16 protein-coding genes are annotated in these 13,741 nt (G+C 66.8%); 12 read left to right on the top strand and 4 right to left on the bottom strand.

Annotated features, from left to right (window positions below; genetic code table 11):
- The first annotated feature begins 1 nt into the window (after nucleotide 1).
- The gene (locus tag HPC46_RS11765; RefSeq protein ID WP_179470096.1) at nucleotides 2–799 is read left to right on the top strand and encodes a glycoside hydrolase family 16 protein; all 798 of its coding nucleotides are present in this window, start codon (nucleotides 2–4) and stop codon (nucleotides 797–799) included.
- A 128-nt stretch (nucleotides 800–927) separates the two neighbouring features.
- Here HPC46_RS11765 and HPC46_RS35510 read toward each other — a convergent pair whose 3' ends face one another.
- Nucleotides 928–2,499: a hypothetical protein gene (locus tag HPC46_RS35510; RefSeq protein WP_179469945.1), complete on the bottom strand. Its 1,572-nt coding sequence runs from the start codon at nucleotides 2,497–2,499 to the stop codon at nucleotides 928–930.
- Between the two features lie 187 nt (nucleotides 2,500–2,686).
- On the bottom strand, nucleotides 2,687–3,415 hold the full coding sequence (locus tag HPC46_RS11755; RefSeq protein WP_179469943.1) for a hypothetical protein: 729 nt from the start codon (nucleotides 3,413–3,415) through the stop codon (nucleotides 2,687–2,689).
- A 363-nt stretch (nucleotides 3,416–3,778) separates the two neighbouring features.
- Between HPC46_RS11755 and gjpA the strand changes: the two genes are divergently transcribed.
- The 8 genes from gjpA to HPC46_RS11715 all read left to right on the top strand — a co-directional run bounded on the left by gjpA (nucleotide 3,779) and on the right by HPC46_RS11715 (nucleotide 11,010).
- Nucleotides 3,779–5,005 (top strand): outer membrane porin GjpA, encoded by a 1,227-nt coding sequence (gene gjpA, locus HPC46_RS11750; RefSeq protein WP_179469941.1) that lies wholly within the window; start codon nucleotides 3,779–3,781, stop codon nucleotides 5,003–5,005.
- Nucleotides 5,006–5,196: 191 nt separating this feature from the next.
- Nucleotides 5,197–5,928, top strand: a complete 732-nt coding sequence (locus HPC46_RS11745; protein WP_325096638.1) for a hypothetical protein — start codon at nucleotides 5,197–5,199, stop codon at nucleotides 5,926–5,928.
- The gene (locus tag HPC46_RS11740; RefSeq protein WP_179469939.1) at nucleotides 5,925–6,299 is read left to right on the top strand and encodes a hypothetical protein; all 375 of its coding nucleotides are present in this window, start codon (nucleotides 5,925–5,927) and stop codon (nucleotides 6,297–6,299) included. The genes HPC46_RS11745 and HPC46_RS11740 overlap by 4 nt, the downstream gene beginning before the upstream one ends.
- Before the next feature lie 25 nt (nucleotides 6,300–6,324).
- Nucleotides 6,325–7,356 (top strand): acyl-CoA dehydrogenase family protein, encoded by a 1,032-nt coding sequence (locus HPC46_RS11735; RefSeq protein WP_179469937.1) that lies wholly within the window; start codon nucleotides 6,325–6,327, stop codon nucleotides 7,354–7,356.
- Between the two features lie 49 nt (nucleotides 7,357–7,405).
- Nucleotides 7,406–8,191, top strand: coding sequence for a prolipoprotein diacylglyceryl transferase (locus tag HPC46_RS11730; protein ID WP_179469935.1), 786 nt, complete (start codon nucleotides 7,406–7,408; stop codon nucleotides 8,189–8,191).
- Nucleotides 8,188–8,628, top strand: a complete 441-nt coding sequence (locus HPC46_RS34955) for a hypothetical protein (RefSeq protein ID WP_233716381.1) — start codon at nucleotides 8,188–8,190, stop codon at nucleotides 8,626–8,628. The genes HPC46_RS11730 and HPC46_RS34955 overlap by 4 nt, the downstream gene beginning before the upstream one ends.
- An 11-nt stretch (nucleotides 8,629–8,639) precedes the next feature.
- Nucleotides 8,640–10,199: a radical SAM protein gene (locus HPC46_RS11720; protein ID WP_179470090.1), complete on the top strand. Its 1,560-nt coding sequence runs from the start codon at nucleotides 8,640–8,642 to the stop codon at nucleotides 10,197–10,199.
- Nucleotides 10,200–10,263: 64 nt separating this feature from the next.
- The gene (locus HPC46_RS11715; RefSeq protein ID WP_179469933.1) at nucleotides 10,264–11,010 is read left to right on the top strand and encodes an SDR family oxidoreductase; all 747 of its coding nucleotides are present in this window, start codon (nucleotides 10,264–10,266) and stop codon (nucleotides 11,008–11,010) included.
- Here the strand turns inward: HPC46_RS11715 and HPC46_RS11710 are convergent.
- Nucleotides 11,007–11,495, bottom strand: coding sequence for a MarR family winged helix-turn-helix transcriptional regulator (locus HPC46_RS11710; RefSeq protein WP_325096637.1), 489 nt, complete (start codon nucleotides 11,493–11,495; stop codon nucleotides 11,007–11,009). The genes HPC46_RS11715 and HPC46_RS11710 overlap by 4 nt on opposite strands.
- A 67-nt stretch (nucleotides 11,496–11,562) precedes the next feature.
- Nucleotides 11,563–12,213 (bottom strand): transmembrane-type terpene cyclase, encoded by a 651-nt coding sequence (locus HPC46_RS11705; protein ID WP_179469929.1) that lies wholly within the window; start codon nucleotides 12,211–12,213, stop codon nucleotides 11,563–11,565.
- A gap of 173 nt (nucleotides 12,214–12,386) precedes the next feature.
- On the opposite strand from HPC46_RS11705, the gene HPC46_RS11700 reads away from it, so the two are divergent.
- From HPC46_RS11700 to HPC46_RS11690, 3 genes are read left to right on the top strand one after another with little or no spacing between them, the layout of a single operon-like run.
- Nucleotides 12,387–12,623 carry a hypothetical protein gene (locus tag HPC46_RS11700; protein WP_179469824.1) on the top strand — a complete coding sequence of 79 codons (237 nt, stop codon included), beginning with the start codon at nucleotides 12,387–12,389 and terminating at the stop codon, nucleotides 12,621–12,623.
- A complete protein-coding gene (locus HPC46_RS11695; RefSeq protein ID WP_179469927.1) occupies nucleotides 12,620–13,081 on the top strand; it encodes a nuclear transport factor 2 family protein in 462 nt (153 codons plus the stop codon). Before HPC46_RS11700 ends, HPC46_RS11695 begins: the two co-directional genes overlap by 4 nt.
- Nucleotides 13,082–13,100: 19 nt before the next feature.
- On the top strand, nucleotides 13,101–13,739 hold the full coding sequence (locus HPC46_RS11690) for a pyridoxamine 5'-phosphate oxidase family protein (RefSeq protein ID WP_179469925.1): 639 nt from the start codon (nucleotides 13,101–13,103) through the stop codon (nucleotides 13,737–13,739).
- Nucleotides 13,740–13,741 lie beyond the last annotated feature (2 nt).

The following is a 13,741-nucleotide window of genomic DNA, read 5'->3' as shown; positions in this document are numbered from 1 at the left end:
ATTGGACCGTCGAAGCATGATGATGATGTCGGGGCTTGGCCTGCTGGCCGCGGCCCTACCGCTCCCGGGCGCCAAAGCAGAAGGATCTGCCTACCTGTTCTCAGACGACTTCGACGGGCCTGCCGGGTCGGCACCCAACCCGGCGAACTGGTCGATCCAGAACTGGCAGGACGACGTGTGGCCGCCCGTCGAGGGCCAGTACCGCGACGACCGGCGCAACGTCTTCCTCGACGGGAATTCGAACCTCGTGCTGCTCGCCACCCGAGAAGACGATCAGTACTTCAGCGGCAAGGTGCGCGGCAACTGGCGAGTCCCCATGGGCCACACCTGGGAAGCGCGGGCCAAGCTCGACTGCCTGACCTCGGGGGCCTGGCCCGCGTACTGGGCGGTGAACGAAGATCCGCTGCCCGACGGCGAGGTCGACATCTTCGAGTTCTACGGCAACCGCAGTTGGGCCCCGGGCACCACGGTCCACGCGGCGTCAAACGGAAAGACGTGGGAAAGCAAGTCGATTGCCGGTCTGATCGACGGCGCCTGGCACACCTGGCGGATGCGCTGGGACGCAGACGGGTTCAAATTCTGGCGGGACTACGTCGACGGCGCCAAGCCGTACTTCACGGTGCCGCCGAAACCCATTCCGGTCCACGGTAATCCGACCGACCTGCGCTGGCCGTTCAACAATCCCGGCTACTGGATGTCACCGATGTTCACCCTCGCGGTCGGCGGTCCCGGTGGTGGTGATCCCGCCCTGGGCACCTGGCCGGCGGCGATGCTCGTCGACTGGATCCGTATCTGGTAGCGGCGCAAGCCGTTGTGCGTCAGCATCGCTCCGTCAGTGAGCGCCTGCACACATCGCCACCGGTTTGCATCGTGAATTCGGCTATCCGCCTGAACGATTCGTGAATCCCTAGCTGCGCCGGTGGCCGATCAGGCCGGGCCGCCTGCGCCCCCAGATCCGCCCGCGCCGCCGTGGCCACCCTGATTACCACTGGGGCCAGTGCCGGGAGTGCCGCTTGTGCCGCTTGTGCCCGGGCCACCCTTGCCGGGGCCACCCGTGCCGCCGCCCCCGCCGCCGCTGCCGGATCCGCCCGACCCGCCGGCGCCCGCAGTGCCACCGTCGCCGCCCACACCGCCGGCACCGCCGGTACCGCCGGCGCCGACCGTGCTGCTGCCGCCCGTCCCGCCGGGGCCGCCGCTGCCGCCTTGGCGTCCGAACCCGCCGGCTCCAGCATCGCCACCGCCGCCGCCGGCACCACCCGTGCCGCCGGCGGCGCCGGTCCCGCTGGTGCTGGTGCCGCCCTGTCCACCTTGTCCGCCGGGGCCGCCCATACCCCCGTAGCCCATGGCGCCCCCGGTTCCGCCTTTGCCCCCGGAACCTCCGGTGCCGCCCTTGCCGCCGGTCGGGCCCGTTCCGCCCTTACCGCCCTGGCCGCCGTAGCCACCGGTGTAGCCGTCGTAACCAACGGCGGTGTCGTCCCGCCCCGCTCCGCCCTGGCCGCCTGTGCCGCCCTGGCCACCGGTAACGGTCCCCGTGCCGCCTTGCCCACCGGTTCCGCCTCCGCCACCCAGGTACCCCGAAGATCCGGCCGCAGCTCCGTCGCCGCCGTCACCGCCCGCACCACCGGTGATGCCCGAGCCACCGGTACCCCCGGTTCCGCCGACGCCCAACGTGCCGCCGATCCCGCCCTTGCCGCCCTTACCGCCCACCTTGCCGCCCGCGCCGCCGTCGCCGCCGGTGCCGCCGCTGATGACTTCGGGGTCGACGCCGGTCGCATCGCCGCCGTTGCCGCCGTCACCACCGTCGCCGGTCGATCCACGGGCGCCGAAGAGCCCGCCTGCCCCGCCGGCGCCACCGGCGCCACCGTTGCCGCCCGTGCCGGCGAACTTCGAGCCGGTGGCGTAGCCGTTGCCGCCCTGGCCGCCCTCGCCTCCGGTGCCGCCATCGCCGCCGCGGCCGAAGAAGAAGCCACCGGCGCCGCCCTGGCCGCCCGGCCCGCCGTCCTCGCCGGTGTAGTTGGGATCGTCGGCCCCGTTGACGCCGTCACCGCCGCGGCCGCCGACACCGAAGAAGAATCCGCCGGCCCCGCCGTGGCCCCCGTTGGCACCGTCGCCGCCCTTGCCGAACAAGATGCCGGCGTTGCCGCCGTTGCACGCATCGCCCGTGCAATCCGCCGCGGCGTCAGCGCCGTCGCCGATCAAGAAGCCGATAGAGGGAAGAGAGGGAACAGCTTTGGAAGTGACCCTGGCTGGAATCACCTTGTTGCCCGTGTCGGTCAACCACCAGTAAGTGGTATCCACCGGGGCCAGCGGTGGGGGAGAAGGCAACGACTCGAAGGAAGCCAGTCGAACAGGCCTGGTGTCGGTGAGTGCCGGAATATCCGGTCCGGTCGCGAGTAGCACGCCCACGCCGGCCATCGCGACTGCTCCGCCGAGCCCGGTGGCCACGTACCGCCGGGCCGACGTCGTCAGCGTGTGCTTGGTCTTGCGATGCAGGGACATCGGTCGCTCCCTCAAGTGTGCGTCCACAGGTTCACCGAAGGCTCCCATGGCTCTGGCCGGCGAACGTCAGTACCCGACTACTGAAACGTGTTGGGCCCAGGCATCCCTCGAGGATCGAGCCACGCCGACATCGCCGCCGGATTCGGTGCGGGGGAACCTCACCAAACCCGGCGGCGACGGTTGGTTACTACTGACACCCGCCGACTGGCGTGGTGACCACCAGGTCGTCGCCTCCGCTCGCGTCGGCGTTGGAGCCGCAGTATGCAGTGGCCTCGTTGTTGTTGCCGTTGCCTGCGAAGGCGGTGCTGCCGCTGCCGTCGGCGGTAGCGGTGTTGCGGTCGCCGCCGCTCACCGTGGACGTGCCGCCGTTGTCCGCTTCAGCGATGTTCAGCTTCCCGCCGGAAATCTTTGCCGTGCTGTTGTTTTGGGCCTGCGCGACGGTGAAGATGCCATCTTCGGCGATCGCGGTGCTGTTCTCGTCGGCAGCCGCGAAATTCAAGATCCCTCCGGTCGCCTTGGCCGTGCTGTTGTGGTCGGCGACCGCGACATTGAACAGACCGCCGCCGCCGGCGTAGGCGTTGCTGCCGGCGCCTGCCACCGCCAGGTTGAAGCCGGGATCCGAGGTCGCCGTCGCATTGCCTGACTGGACGATGCTGCGGCCGTTGAACGACATCGCGAAATCCGGGGTCGGTTGCGGCTCGTCCGCCGCGTGGACGCGAGCGGCGCTGCTCGGGCTTCGCGGGCCGGCCTTGGTGCCGGACTGCGGGTTGTCGGTGGACGACGCTTGCTTACTGCCGGAGCCCGCAGACGGCGCCGCCAGAGCTATCGGCGCGCCAACGGTGAGCGCAATCAGTGGGCCGCCGATGCACGCCGCACAGATCTTTGCTGCAAATGAAGGGGTGGAGCACGATTTCACGTTCTGATCCTTAATTTCCGTGGTAGATCCCCGACCCGGCTGTGACTGTAGTCACAAAATTACGGCCAAGCAAATACCCATTCGGTAGCTGTGTTGTATTCAAGTCCATCCGCCAGGGCGCGAGTGCGTCGCACGCCGAGCTAATTTCGGCGCGCTTAACCCGCTTGACCGGCAAAGTCCCGGATAGCCGTCGGCCCGCCGAGGAGTGTTGCGCGAGAGACGAAAAATCTTGCGAAGTTCGCCGGCAGCAAGCACCCACGTCTGCCCTCAACGCCCAGTCCGCCGTCGAATTCAGGTCCGAGTGCGTCTTGCCTCGGATACGGTTCTCGTGGGTCAGGGGTGACGCGACGACGGGGAGTCGACATGCCTGCAATCCCTCGCCCATTCATCGCAGCCGGTGTGGCTGTTGTGGGTACCAGTGCCATCGCGCTGAGCCCGGTGGTGGTCCCGCCGCCCCCGATTCTCGCCGCACCGACGGTCCAATTGGCTGCGAGTACCGACTGGACGGAAGTCTTCGCGAAGGCCAGCGAGAACGCGACGGCCCTGTTGGACACCTGGCGGGAAGCGCCGGCCCCGATCTTGCAGCAGATCGCCGCCAATCTGCGCACCTACCTCACCGAACTGCCCGACCTGCCGGGTATTGCCGCACAGATCCAGGCCAACCTTCAGAATGCGCTCGCCGCGCCGCTGGCGCCCGACCCGTCGACTCTGGACACCACTCACCGAACCTTCTACGAACTGTTGCCTGCCATCATGCAACTGCCGGGTGTGCCAGATCTGCTGCAGCTCAGCATCTCTCCCACAGGAGAGCAGCTGCTGGCGTTCTCCACCACCGCGCTGAGCGGGGTGCTTCTGGGCATGGCGGGTCCGGTGCTGGGCCCCCTCGTCGTGCTGGCATCCAGTCTGGAGGCGATCAGAACCGACCTCGGCGCGGCAACCCCGGACGTGGCTGGTGCGATGAGCACCCTGGCCGGCATTCCCGCCGCCATGACCGACGCGTTCCTCAATGGCGGACAACATGTCGACCTCACCGCCCTGGCCAAAGCTTTCGGGCCCGCCATCGGCGTGAGCTTTCCAGACGGTGTCGAAGTCGGCATTGCTCTCGGTGGTCTGTTCAGCCCCGGCGGTTCGATATTCAACGCGCTCGACTTCGCCTACGACAATGATCTTCTCGGCGTTCTGCACATCCACGTCCCGCTCGCGACAGGAACACCGGTTGGCCCGATCGGGGCGATGATGGAGTTCGCCAGGACGATCGCGAAAGCGATCGGGTGGCAGGCCCCACGTGGTGCCGCTGCGGCGCGGAGCGCTTCGGTGACGAGCGTGGCCGCAGCCAACGAGGTGCCTCGCTCCGTTGTGAACTCCGCGACGCCTACGGTGACCGCACCGCTCGCCGCCAGCAGTGCCAGGGGCCGGTATGTCAACGCAGGCAAGGTAATCCGCGACGGGGCGAGCTCGGTGCCCACCGACCTCGCGGCCAAGCGAACCACCGGTGGAAAGCATCGCGCCGACACGGTGGCGTCGTCGGCATCGGCTAAGGCTACGAACAGCACCGCGGGCCAGGGACGGCACGCCCGTTCGGCCCGTTAGGCGGGGCCACCGGTTCCACCCTTGCCGCCAGCGCAGACCTGCGCTTGCCCTTCGGCCACTTGCGCTCGACCCGGCGGAAGCGCGCCACTATTGCGCGGCCGGCGGGCTGCTTCTTTTGGCCTCCCTCGGCGTGCCAGGGGTGCGATTCAGCGAGTTCAGGCCATGATACCCATGTGGCTAATGATGCGAATGTGACTCAGCCTGAACCGACGGCCGAGGCGCCCGCCGAGCAACCCACCGCACCTCCCGCCGCGGAGCCAGCCGCTGAGGCGACGGCGGCGCAGCGGCGGTCCTGGTCGATGCCGAAGTCCCCGCTCACCCGCAAGCAAGCCGACGAGGTGGGCCGTGCTGCGGCCAAAGCCATCGCGGCGATCGCCAGATTCGTCGCGGGAATCGCACGATCCGGCGCCCACACGATCCGCCGGATCTGGCGCGTCATCGAAGCGGTGCCGGCAGCGGTGCAACTGTTCTGCGGCGCGGGTGTCGGAATGCTGCTGGGTCTCGTCGGTGCGATCACGCTGCACAACAACCTCGGCCTGATGTGCACCGTCGTGGTGATCCCGGTGTGCGCAGGCATCGTCGGGGCACTCGGGCACCGCTGGTACAGCGGGCTTGGCACCGCCGAAACGCCGGGACAGGCCGAGACCGCTGAACCGAGCCCGTCCGATCTGCAGCGCTCCGTCCGATACGTCGACGCGAAGCTCGGCCAGGCGCTCAGCTCGTTCGGCACCGAACATCACCAGCAGGCCGTGATCGCCCTCTTCCAGGCGAAGACGGCGGTCGAGCTCACGCTGGGGACGGAGCAGGACCCGGCGAGCTACCTCGACGTGCCGCTTCGTGCGGATGACTACGGCTTGCGGCCACGCATCAAAGCAGGCCCGAGTTCGGCGTTGCGAGAAAGCAATTCATTGGCGGCATCGTGACCGGAGAGCCGATTACCGGGCAGGTGGCGCTCGTCGAGGATGACCACACGCTGGTCATCAACCGGGGCACCGAGGCCGGAGTCGCCATCGGCATGGTCTTCGCGGTGAGCTCCGGTCAGGGCCCGGTGATCACCGATCCCGAGACCGGTCGCGAATTGGGCAGACTGAACCGCGAGAAGCTACGGGTACGGGTGTTCGATGCGCAACCACTGTTCGCCCGCGCACACACATTCGTCATGACCGACGACTTCTACGGTCTGCTCCAAATCCCTTTCGTCGCAACTGAAGACGTCGTCACAGTCGACGTGGGAGACACCGTCGAACTGGTCGGGCCGGAAACGAACTCGGAGCGGGCCCGCCGGTCGGGCTAGGCGGCAACCGCGCTACCGTCGTGCGGTGACAACGAACCTGGTCGAGCGGGCGCACGAGATCGCCGACACCGTGTTGTTCCCGGCCGCACTGGCGGTCGACCGGACCGGACACGTTCCCGACACCCATTGGGAGACGCTGGCCGCAGCGGGCCTCTATGGCATTGCCGCACCCGCCGACGCCGGCGGCCCGGGGCTGGAATTGCCGCAGATCGTCGAGATCTTGGAGACGATGGCGGGTGGGTGCCTGACCACCGCGTTCACCTGGGTGCAGCACCACGGCATGCTCGCGTCCGTCGCGGCGACCGCCAACCAAGCCCTGCGCGAGGAGATCGTCCCCGACGCGATCGCCGGGCAGATTCGCGGCGGCGTCGCCTACGCCGGGGCGGTGCCGGTGCCACCCCGGATGCGTGCGCGACGGGAAACCGGCGGATGGCGGTTGTCCGGGCACGCCCCATTTGTCAGCGGCTGGGGCATCATCGATGTCATCCAGATCTCGGCAGGCGACGTCGAAACCGGCGATATCGTAGCGGGTTTGGTGAACGCCGAGGTTCAACCCGGCATCACCGCCGTGACCGCCCAGGAGCTGTTCGTCGCCGACGCCTCGCAGACGGTGGCCTTGGAAGTCGATGGCTTGTTCATCCCCGACGACCGGGTCGTCAGCCGCGTGCCGCGCCCGGAATTCATGGCCAATCAGAACTTCGGGTCGCGGCTGAACGCCACACTGCCCATCGGCCTCGCCGGCCGTTGCGTGCGCCTGCTCGACGAGGCCGGCGAGACCGCGGCAGCGACCGCGCTGCGCAAGGAAGCCGACGCGATACGGGAACGGCTCGATGCCGGACTCGGTGATGCGACGACGTTGTTGCGGGCCCGCGCCGATGGCTGCGAGCTGGCCACCCGCGCTGCCGGGGCACTCGTCGCGGCACGCGGCGGGCCGTCGCTGCTGCGCTCGGATCCTGCCCAGCTGCTGGCGCGTTCGGCGCTGTTCACCGCGGTGGCCGCCAGCCGGCCCGAACTCAAACGATCACTGATCAACCAGATGTCGCACACCGAGGACTGACCCGCCGATGTGATGCCGCGCCGGCGCATTTGCCGATAGGTTTTCCGATGTGGTCCCCGAATGGCAGATAGGACCGATGGCCGTGCCGGTGCACGGCCTGTTCGTCGGGCTCGGGGTATTGACGGCCATGGTCGTGTTCGTGCTCGAAGCACGGCCGCGGGGGGCCGTCGACGATCAATCGCTGGTCGCGGTCGCCGGCGCGCTTGTGGGTGGCGCCATCGGAATGCGGCTCTCAGGGTGGGCTCGCCACCTCGATTTCAGCGCCAACCCGACCCTGGCCGAAGCGTGGCAGTACGGCGCCAAGAGCATTCTGGGCGGTCTGGTCGGCGCGTATGTGGGGGTACTGGTCGCCAAGCGCATCGGCGGGTATCGCGGTAAGACCGGTGACCTGTTCGCCCCGGCGGTGGCGCTCGGGATGGCGGTCGGCCGGATCGGATGCTTTCTCACCGAGGCGCCCGGCCGCCCGACCTCCCTGCCATGGGGCGTGCACGCCGCCGCCAGCACCCCGGAATGCCCGGGCTGCCTGGCCGGGCAGGCGATGCATCCCTCATTCCTGTATGAGATCGCTTTCCAGCTGGCGGCGTTCGCGGCACTGATGTGGTTGCGGTCGCGGATCACCAGGCCGGGCGAACTGTTCGTCCTCTACGTCGCGGCCTACGCCGTGTTCCGGTTTCTCGTCGAGTTCACCAGAGCGAACGAGACGGTGTGGCTGGATCTGACTCGGCCGCAATGGTTTCTGCTGCCGTCGCTTGCCCTCGTGGGATTGCGGCTGTGGCACGGCTACCGTCGCGGTTACTATCGATCCCCGACGCGTCGGCAGGAGGTACCCGCATGACGACGCCCCCACCTGACGATGACCAGACCGGCGATGTCCCGCCGCCTGAAGAGCCGCTGCCGCCGGCCTATCTGCCTGCGCAACCGTGGTATCCACCGCCGCCGGGGTATCGGCCGCCAGGTCAGTACGGTGCGCCGCCGCCGAGGCGCGCCCGCATCTCGGTGGGCATGGCGTTTTTCGGGGCGTTCCTGTACTTCGCGATCAATTTCGTCGTGGGATTCGCCGTCCTGACGATGGCTGATAGCAACGGGCGCGCGGCGGTCGCCACCGGCGCGGCGGCGCTCGCCCTCGGCGCGTTGGGGGGTGGCGGTGCGCTGCTCGCGACCAAGAATCCCAACGTCAAGGGACTGGGCCTGGGATTGATGATCGGCTGGGCGTTTCTCTCCGTCGTCTCCGTCGGTTTCTGCACCGGTCTCAACCCCGAGATGTACACGTGACAGCCAGCGGGATGGGACTGCGCGGTGACCGGTTGTTGCGCTATGTCACCGCCTTCTGTCCCGCCTGCCACCAAGAGGCACCCGAACGGCCGCTGAGCGACGTCGCGCGGCTCAGCGGCCGGCTGGTCGAGCGTGACGGTCGGGTGTGGCTCGAACGTGGTTGTCAAACACACGGATTGGTGCGCACCCTCTACGACGAAGATCCCGAGATCCTGTCCTATCTGGAGGAGTGGACGGCACCGACCAAGGCGCACACTCCGGATGTGGCCGGCAACTTCGACCCGATCCCGTCGGCGTATCTGCGCGGGTTACCGGAGATGCAGACGCAGCACACCTGCATTCTGCTCGAGGACATTGCCGAGACGTGCAACCTGCGCTGCCCGACGTGCTTCACCGACTCCTCGCCCGATCTGCGCAACGTGGTACCCGTCACCGATGTGCTGGCCAATGTGGATCAGCGGCTGGGCCGCGAAAACGGCCGCCTCGACGTGCTGATGTTGTCCGGTGGCGAACCTACCCTGCATCCCGCACTGCCCGAACTTCTTGCCGAACTGGCCGCGCGACCCATCACCCGAATACTGATCAACAGCAACGGTATTCGTATCGCCACCGATGACGCTCTGCTCGCGTTGCTTGCCGGGCACCGCGACCGGGTCGAGGTGTACCTGCAATACGACGGGCTCTCCGAGGCAGCCCATCGCCACCATCGTGGCGGGGATTTGCGGGCGATGAAACAGCTGGCGCTGCAACGGCTCTCGGAACACGAGATCTTCACCACATTGGTGATGACGACCGCTCTGGGTGTGAATGACAACGAGATCGGCGCCATGGTACAGCTCGCGTTGGACACGCCCTATGTCGGCGGAATCAGTATCCAGCCGCAGTTCGGCTCCGGTCGTTCCGGGCTCATCGATCCGCTCGATCGACTCACTCACACCGGCGTACTGAAGCGACTGGGGCCGCAGACCGACGGCTTGGTGACATGGCGAGATCTGACCGCGCTGCCGTGTTCGCACCCGCACTGTTGTTCGGTGGGGTACATGATTCGCGACGATTCCGGTGCCTGGCGATCGCTGGTATCGCTGCTCGGCCATGACGGTCTCAAGGCCAGGCTCGGTCTCGTCTCGAACCGGATCGTCGATAGTGAACTGCCTCAGCAGCTGCGACTTGCGGTCCGGGAATCGCTTCTCGGGCTGTTGTCCGAGCAGTCGTCGCTGTCGCACCCGGACATCGGCGATGTGTGGCGAATCATCTGCCAGAGCTGCGATCTCGGCATGGGAACACTGCTGGCCATGGCGTCGTCGGCGCTGCCGGGGCGTCGGCGCAAGCTGCGGCAGCTGCTTGGCGAACGGGTGGTGCGGGTGACGGTCAAGCCGTTCATGGACATGGCAACCATGATCGAAGAACGATTGGTGCAATGCTGCGTGCACGTCGGTACCAGCACCGACCAACACCAGTGCGCACCGTTTTGCGCTGTGCAGGCATGGCCCGCGCTGAGCCGTCAGCGGATGTCGATCTCGGTAGGCCGGCAACTCCCGCTCGTCGCGGTGGACGCCGATACGGCGCTCTAGGAATAACGTGACATATCACGTAGTTCTTACCGGTCGTAGGCGGTTCCATACGTAAGGAGTAATCATGGCCCAGCTCAGCGGAAAGACGGCTCTGGTCACCGGAGGTACGTCGGGCATCGGTTTGGCGACGGCACAACGTCTCGCGGCCGAAGGTGCGCATGTCTTTGTCACCGGACGGACGCAGGACAGGGTCGACGCGGCCGTTGCCGCGATCGGTGACGGTGCGACCGGCGTCGCGGGTGACGTCACGCAATTCGCCGATCTCGATCGTCTTGCCGACGCCATCGGGCAGCGTGGCGAAGGCCTGGACGTCATCTTCGCCAATGCGGGCGGCGGGGAGTTTGCGACGTTGGAAGACGAGACACCCGAACACCTGGCCGCCACCTTCGACCGCAACGTCGGCGGCACGGTATTCACGGTGCAGAAGATGCTGCCACTGCTCAACGAGGGTGCGTCGGTGATCCTCGCGGGCTCGACGTCGGCGACCGCCGGCATCCCGGCGTTCGGAGCGTACGCGGCATCGAAGGCAGCGATCCGTTCGTTGGGCCGGACCTGGGCAGCGGAGTTGGCGGACCGCAAGATCCGCGTCAATACCGTGGTGCCCGGACCGGTCGAGACGCCGGGACTCAAGGGGCTGGCGCCCAGCGGCCAGGAGCAGGCGCTGCTGGCTGGTGAGGCGGCGAAGGTGCCGATGGGCAGGATCGGGCAGCCCAGCGAAATCGCCTCTGCAGTACTCTTTCTCGCCTCGGATCAAAGCAGCTTCATGACCGGTGCCGAGATGTTCGTCGACGGTGGAGCAGCACAGGTCTAGTCCGGCCGCGGCAACGTGCCCTCCCGCAGGATGCTGTCGTACACGATCGCCAACGTGTCGGCAAGCTCCGATTCTCGGCGGGCATCGAGGTCGGAGAAGAACAGGGTGCGAATCCATTCGGCGTGCAGCGGCGCGGCCGAGCGCAGCGCGGTCCAGCCGGCGTCGGTGAGCACCACGTCGGTGGCGCGCCCGTCGGTGTCGGACCGCACGCGTTCGACCAGTCCTCGGCCGCTCATCCGCTGCAAGTGGTGAGACAGCCGGCTTCGCTCCCAGCCGATGGTGGTCGCCAGTGCGGTCAGTTGCGTGCGCCGCTCTCGGGCCTGGGACAGGGCGTTCATCACCGTGTAGTCACTGAGCGACAGCGCGCAGTCGGCCAGCAATTGCCGATTCATCTCGTATTCGAGGCGGTGGTAGACCCGCATGTAGTTCAGCCAGGTGCGCTGCTGGGATTCGTTGAGCGGATAGCGTTTCCGACGTGCAGCCACGTGACTCCTTCCGCATAAGGGTGACCTGTCACGCATCTTATGCTTCGTGACCGGTGCCCGTCGCAGATCAGGCGAGCGCTGGTGCGGCCTGCAGATCACGTTGGTAGCGGGGAGCTCTCGACAACAGAATCACATAAAGCGTGTCCAGCACCACGATCTCGATGTAGATGACCAACCAGAGGACATTTGACGGGTCGTAGAGATACTGCGAGATCGCCGCGGTCAGGGTGCCGAGCAGCTTGCCCCACGCGATCCACATGCTCTGGCCGCGCCGGTCACCGCGCCGGATGAGCATCGTCAAGAACAACACCGACATGATCAGGTTGTCGATGTATGCGGTGTAGACCGAGCCATTCTCGCGCCCAAAGACCGACACGATCGCGACCATCACCGGCGTCACCATCGCGAACGCGAAAACGAACTTCGGCCAGAAGTACGACTGGGGAAGGTTCTGTGGGTAGTCGGAACGCCAGTACTTCAGGAACACCGCCAGAATCGCGACATCGGCGGCGAACCAGACCGCGTTGACGGATTCCTGCAGCACCCCGCCGACTGACGGATAGACGAAGGTGAACAGGAACTCCCAGGTGATGTTCATGACCAGAGCAAGAAACGGCATCGCGTAGGTGCGGTCGACGATGCCTTGCCGGATCACGCACACGTAGGTGATGATCCAGAAAATCCCGCTTGCCAGCCCGAAGGCGTCGATCAGTGACATTGCGGCTCGCTTTCCGCAGCGACACCGGCTCTGCGTGGAGGGTCGACCCGTGGAAGAGGGGCTGGGTTCCGGTCAAGTCTTAGCAGCTATGGGACTGCGCGGTGGCGAAACCGGCGGCGGCGTCCGAGACTTGCGTGGCAGGCTCCACTCGCAGCCAAGGAGAGACCGCCGTCGTGAACTTTGCCCCCAGCGATACCGCCGTCGTCGTCATCGACCCTCAGAACGACGTACTCAGCCCATCGGGCAACAACAGCGCCGACCTGCGCGACGCCACCGCCGGTCCCCGGCATCCCACCCGCGGTGACGGCTATCAAGCAGCACTGGTGAACTTCGCGTTTCTGGCGCACGCTGTTCTCAGTACCGATGAGGTGATCGCAGCCATGGAAGTACCGACGGGAGGCCCGATGTGACCGAGTCCCGTCCACCATTTCCACCGTTCAACCTGCACGCCGCCATGCAGAAGGTGCAGGCCGCCGAAGACGCCTGGAACACCCGCGATCCGCATCTCGTCAGCCTGGCCTACACACCCGACAGCGCCTGGCGCAACCGCGATCGGTTTGTCACCGGCCGCGAACAGATCGTCGAATTCCTCACCGCCAAATGGGAACGCGAACTCGACTATGCATTGCGAAAGAGCCTGTGGGACTTCCACGGCAACCGCATTGCGGTGCGCTTCCAATACGAATGCCGCGACGCGAGCGGTCAGTGGTGGCGCAGTTACGGCAACGAGCTGTGGGAGTTCGCCGAGAACGGTCTGATGCGCCGGCGTGAGGCCAGTATCAACGACATCGCCATCGACGAATCCGAGCGCCGCTATTTCGGGCCTCGGCCCGACAGCGAGCGCGGCCGGGAATTCCCGCTGCGGTGAAGGGTGTTGACCAAGAGATATGAGCAAGCATTACGCGTCGATCGCGTTCACCGACGATGTTCGCGCCGTCCAGAGCGAGCATGGAAGCCAAGAGTTCTACGGCCGTAAGCTCGCCGCTGGTCAGGCTGCACCGGGCGCCGACCCCCTCACCGACGACGAGAAGGACTACCTGGGCGAGCGTGACGGCTTCTTCCTGGCGTCGGTATCCGAGACCGGCTGGCCGTACGTCCAATTCCGGGGCGGAAAACCAGGATTCATTCGCGTTCTCGACGATCACACCATCGGCTGGGCGGACTTCCGCGGCAACCTGCAGTACGTCAGCACCGGCAATGTGAGCGGCGATGACAGGGTCGCCATCATCGCTCTCGACTACGGCCATCAGCGCCGTCTGAAGATCTATGGCCACGCCCGCGTTGTCACCGCCGAGGAGAACCCCGAGCTGGTGAAGTCCCTGACCGACCCGACCTATGATGCGGTGGTCGAACGTGCGGTGCTCGTCGACGTCGAGGCTTACGACTGGAACTGCCAACAGCACATCACCCCGCGTTTCACCGTCGCCGAGCTCGAATCCGCTCTGGCGCCACTGCGCGACGAACTGGCGGCCCTGCGGGCTGAAAATGCCCGGCTGCGTGAGCAGCTCGAGAGCGGCCGGCAGTAACC

Origin of the sequence: Mycolicibacterium vinylchloridicum (assembly GCF_013404075.1) — a bacterium.
Classification (GTDB): Bacteria; Actinomycetota; Actinomycetes; order Mycobacteriales; family Mycobacteriaceae; genus Mycobacterium; species Mycobacterium vinylchloridicum.
The sequence above is the reverse complement of the archived record's forward strand: the minus strand, read 5'-3'. Positions and strand labels throughout refer to the sequence as shown.

Excerpts from the sequence above, each read along its gene's own strand:
- HPC46_RS11715 (WP_179469933.1), top strand. The coding sequence starts at position 10,264 with ATGGCCCAGCTCAGCGGAAAGACGGCTCTGGTCACCGGAGGTACGTCG.
- HPC46_RS11690 (WP_179469925.1), top strand. The coding sequence starts at position 13,101 with ATGAGCAAGCATTACGCGTCGATCGCGTTCACCGACGATGTTCGCGCC.
- HPC46_RS35510 (WP_179469945.1), bottom strand. The coding sequence starts at position 2,499 with ATGTCCCTGCATCGCAAGACCAAGCACACGCTGACGACGTCGGCCCGG.
- gjpA (WP_179469941.1), top strand. The coding sequence starts at position 3,779 with ATGCCTGCAATCCCTCGCCCATTCATCGCAGCCGGTGTGGCTGTTGTG.
- HPC46_RS11705 (WP_179469929.1), bottom strand. The coding sequence starts at position 12,213 with ATGTCACTGATCGACGCCTTCGGGCTGGCAAGCGGGATTTTCTGGATC.
- HPC46_RS11720 (WP_179470090.1), top strand. The coding sequence starts at position 8,640 with ATGGGACTGCGCGGTGACCGGTTGTTGCGCTATGTCACCGCCTTCTGT.
- HPC46_RS34955 (WP_233716381.1), top strand. The coding sequence starts at position 8,188 with ATGACGACGCCCCCACCTGACGATGACCAGACCGGCGATGTCCCGCCG.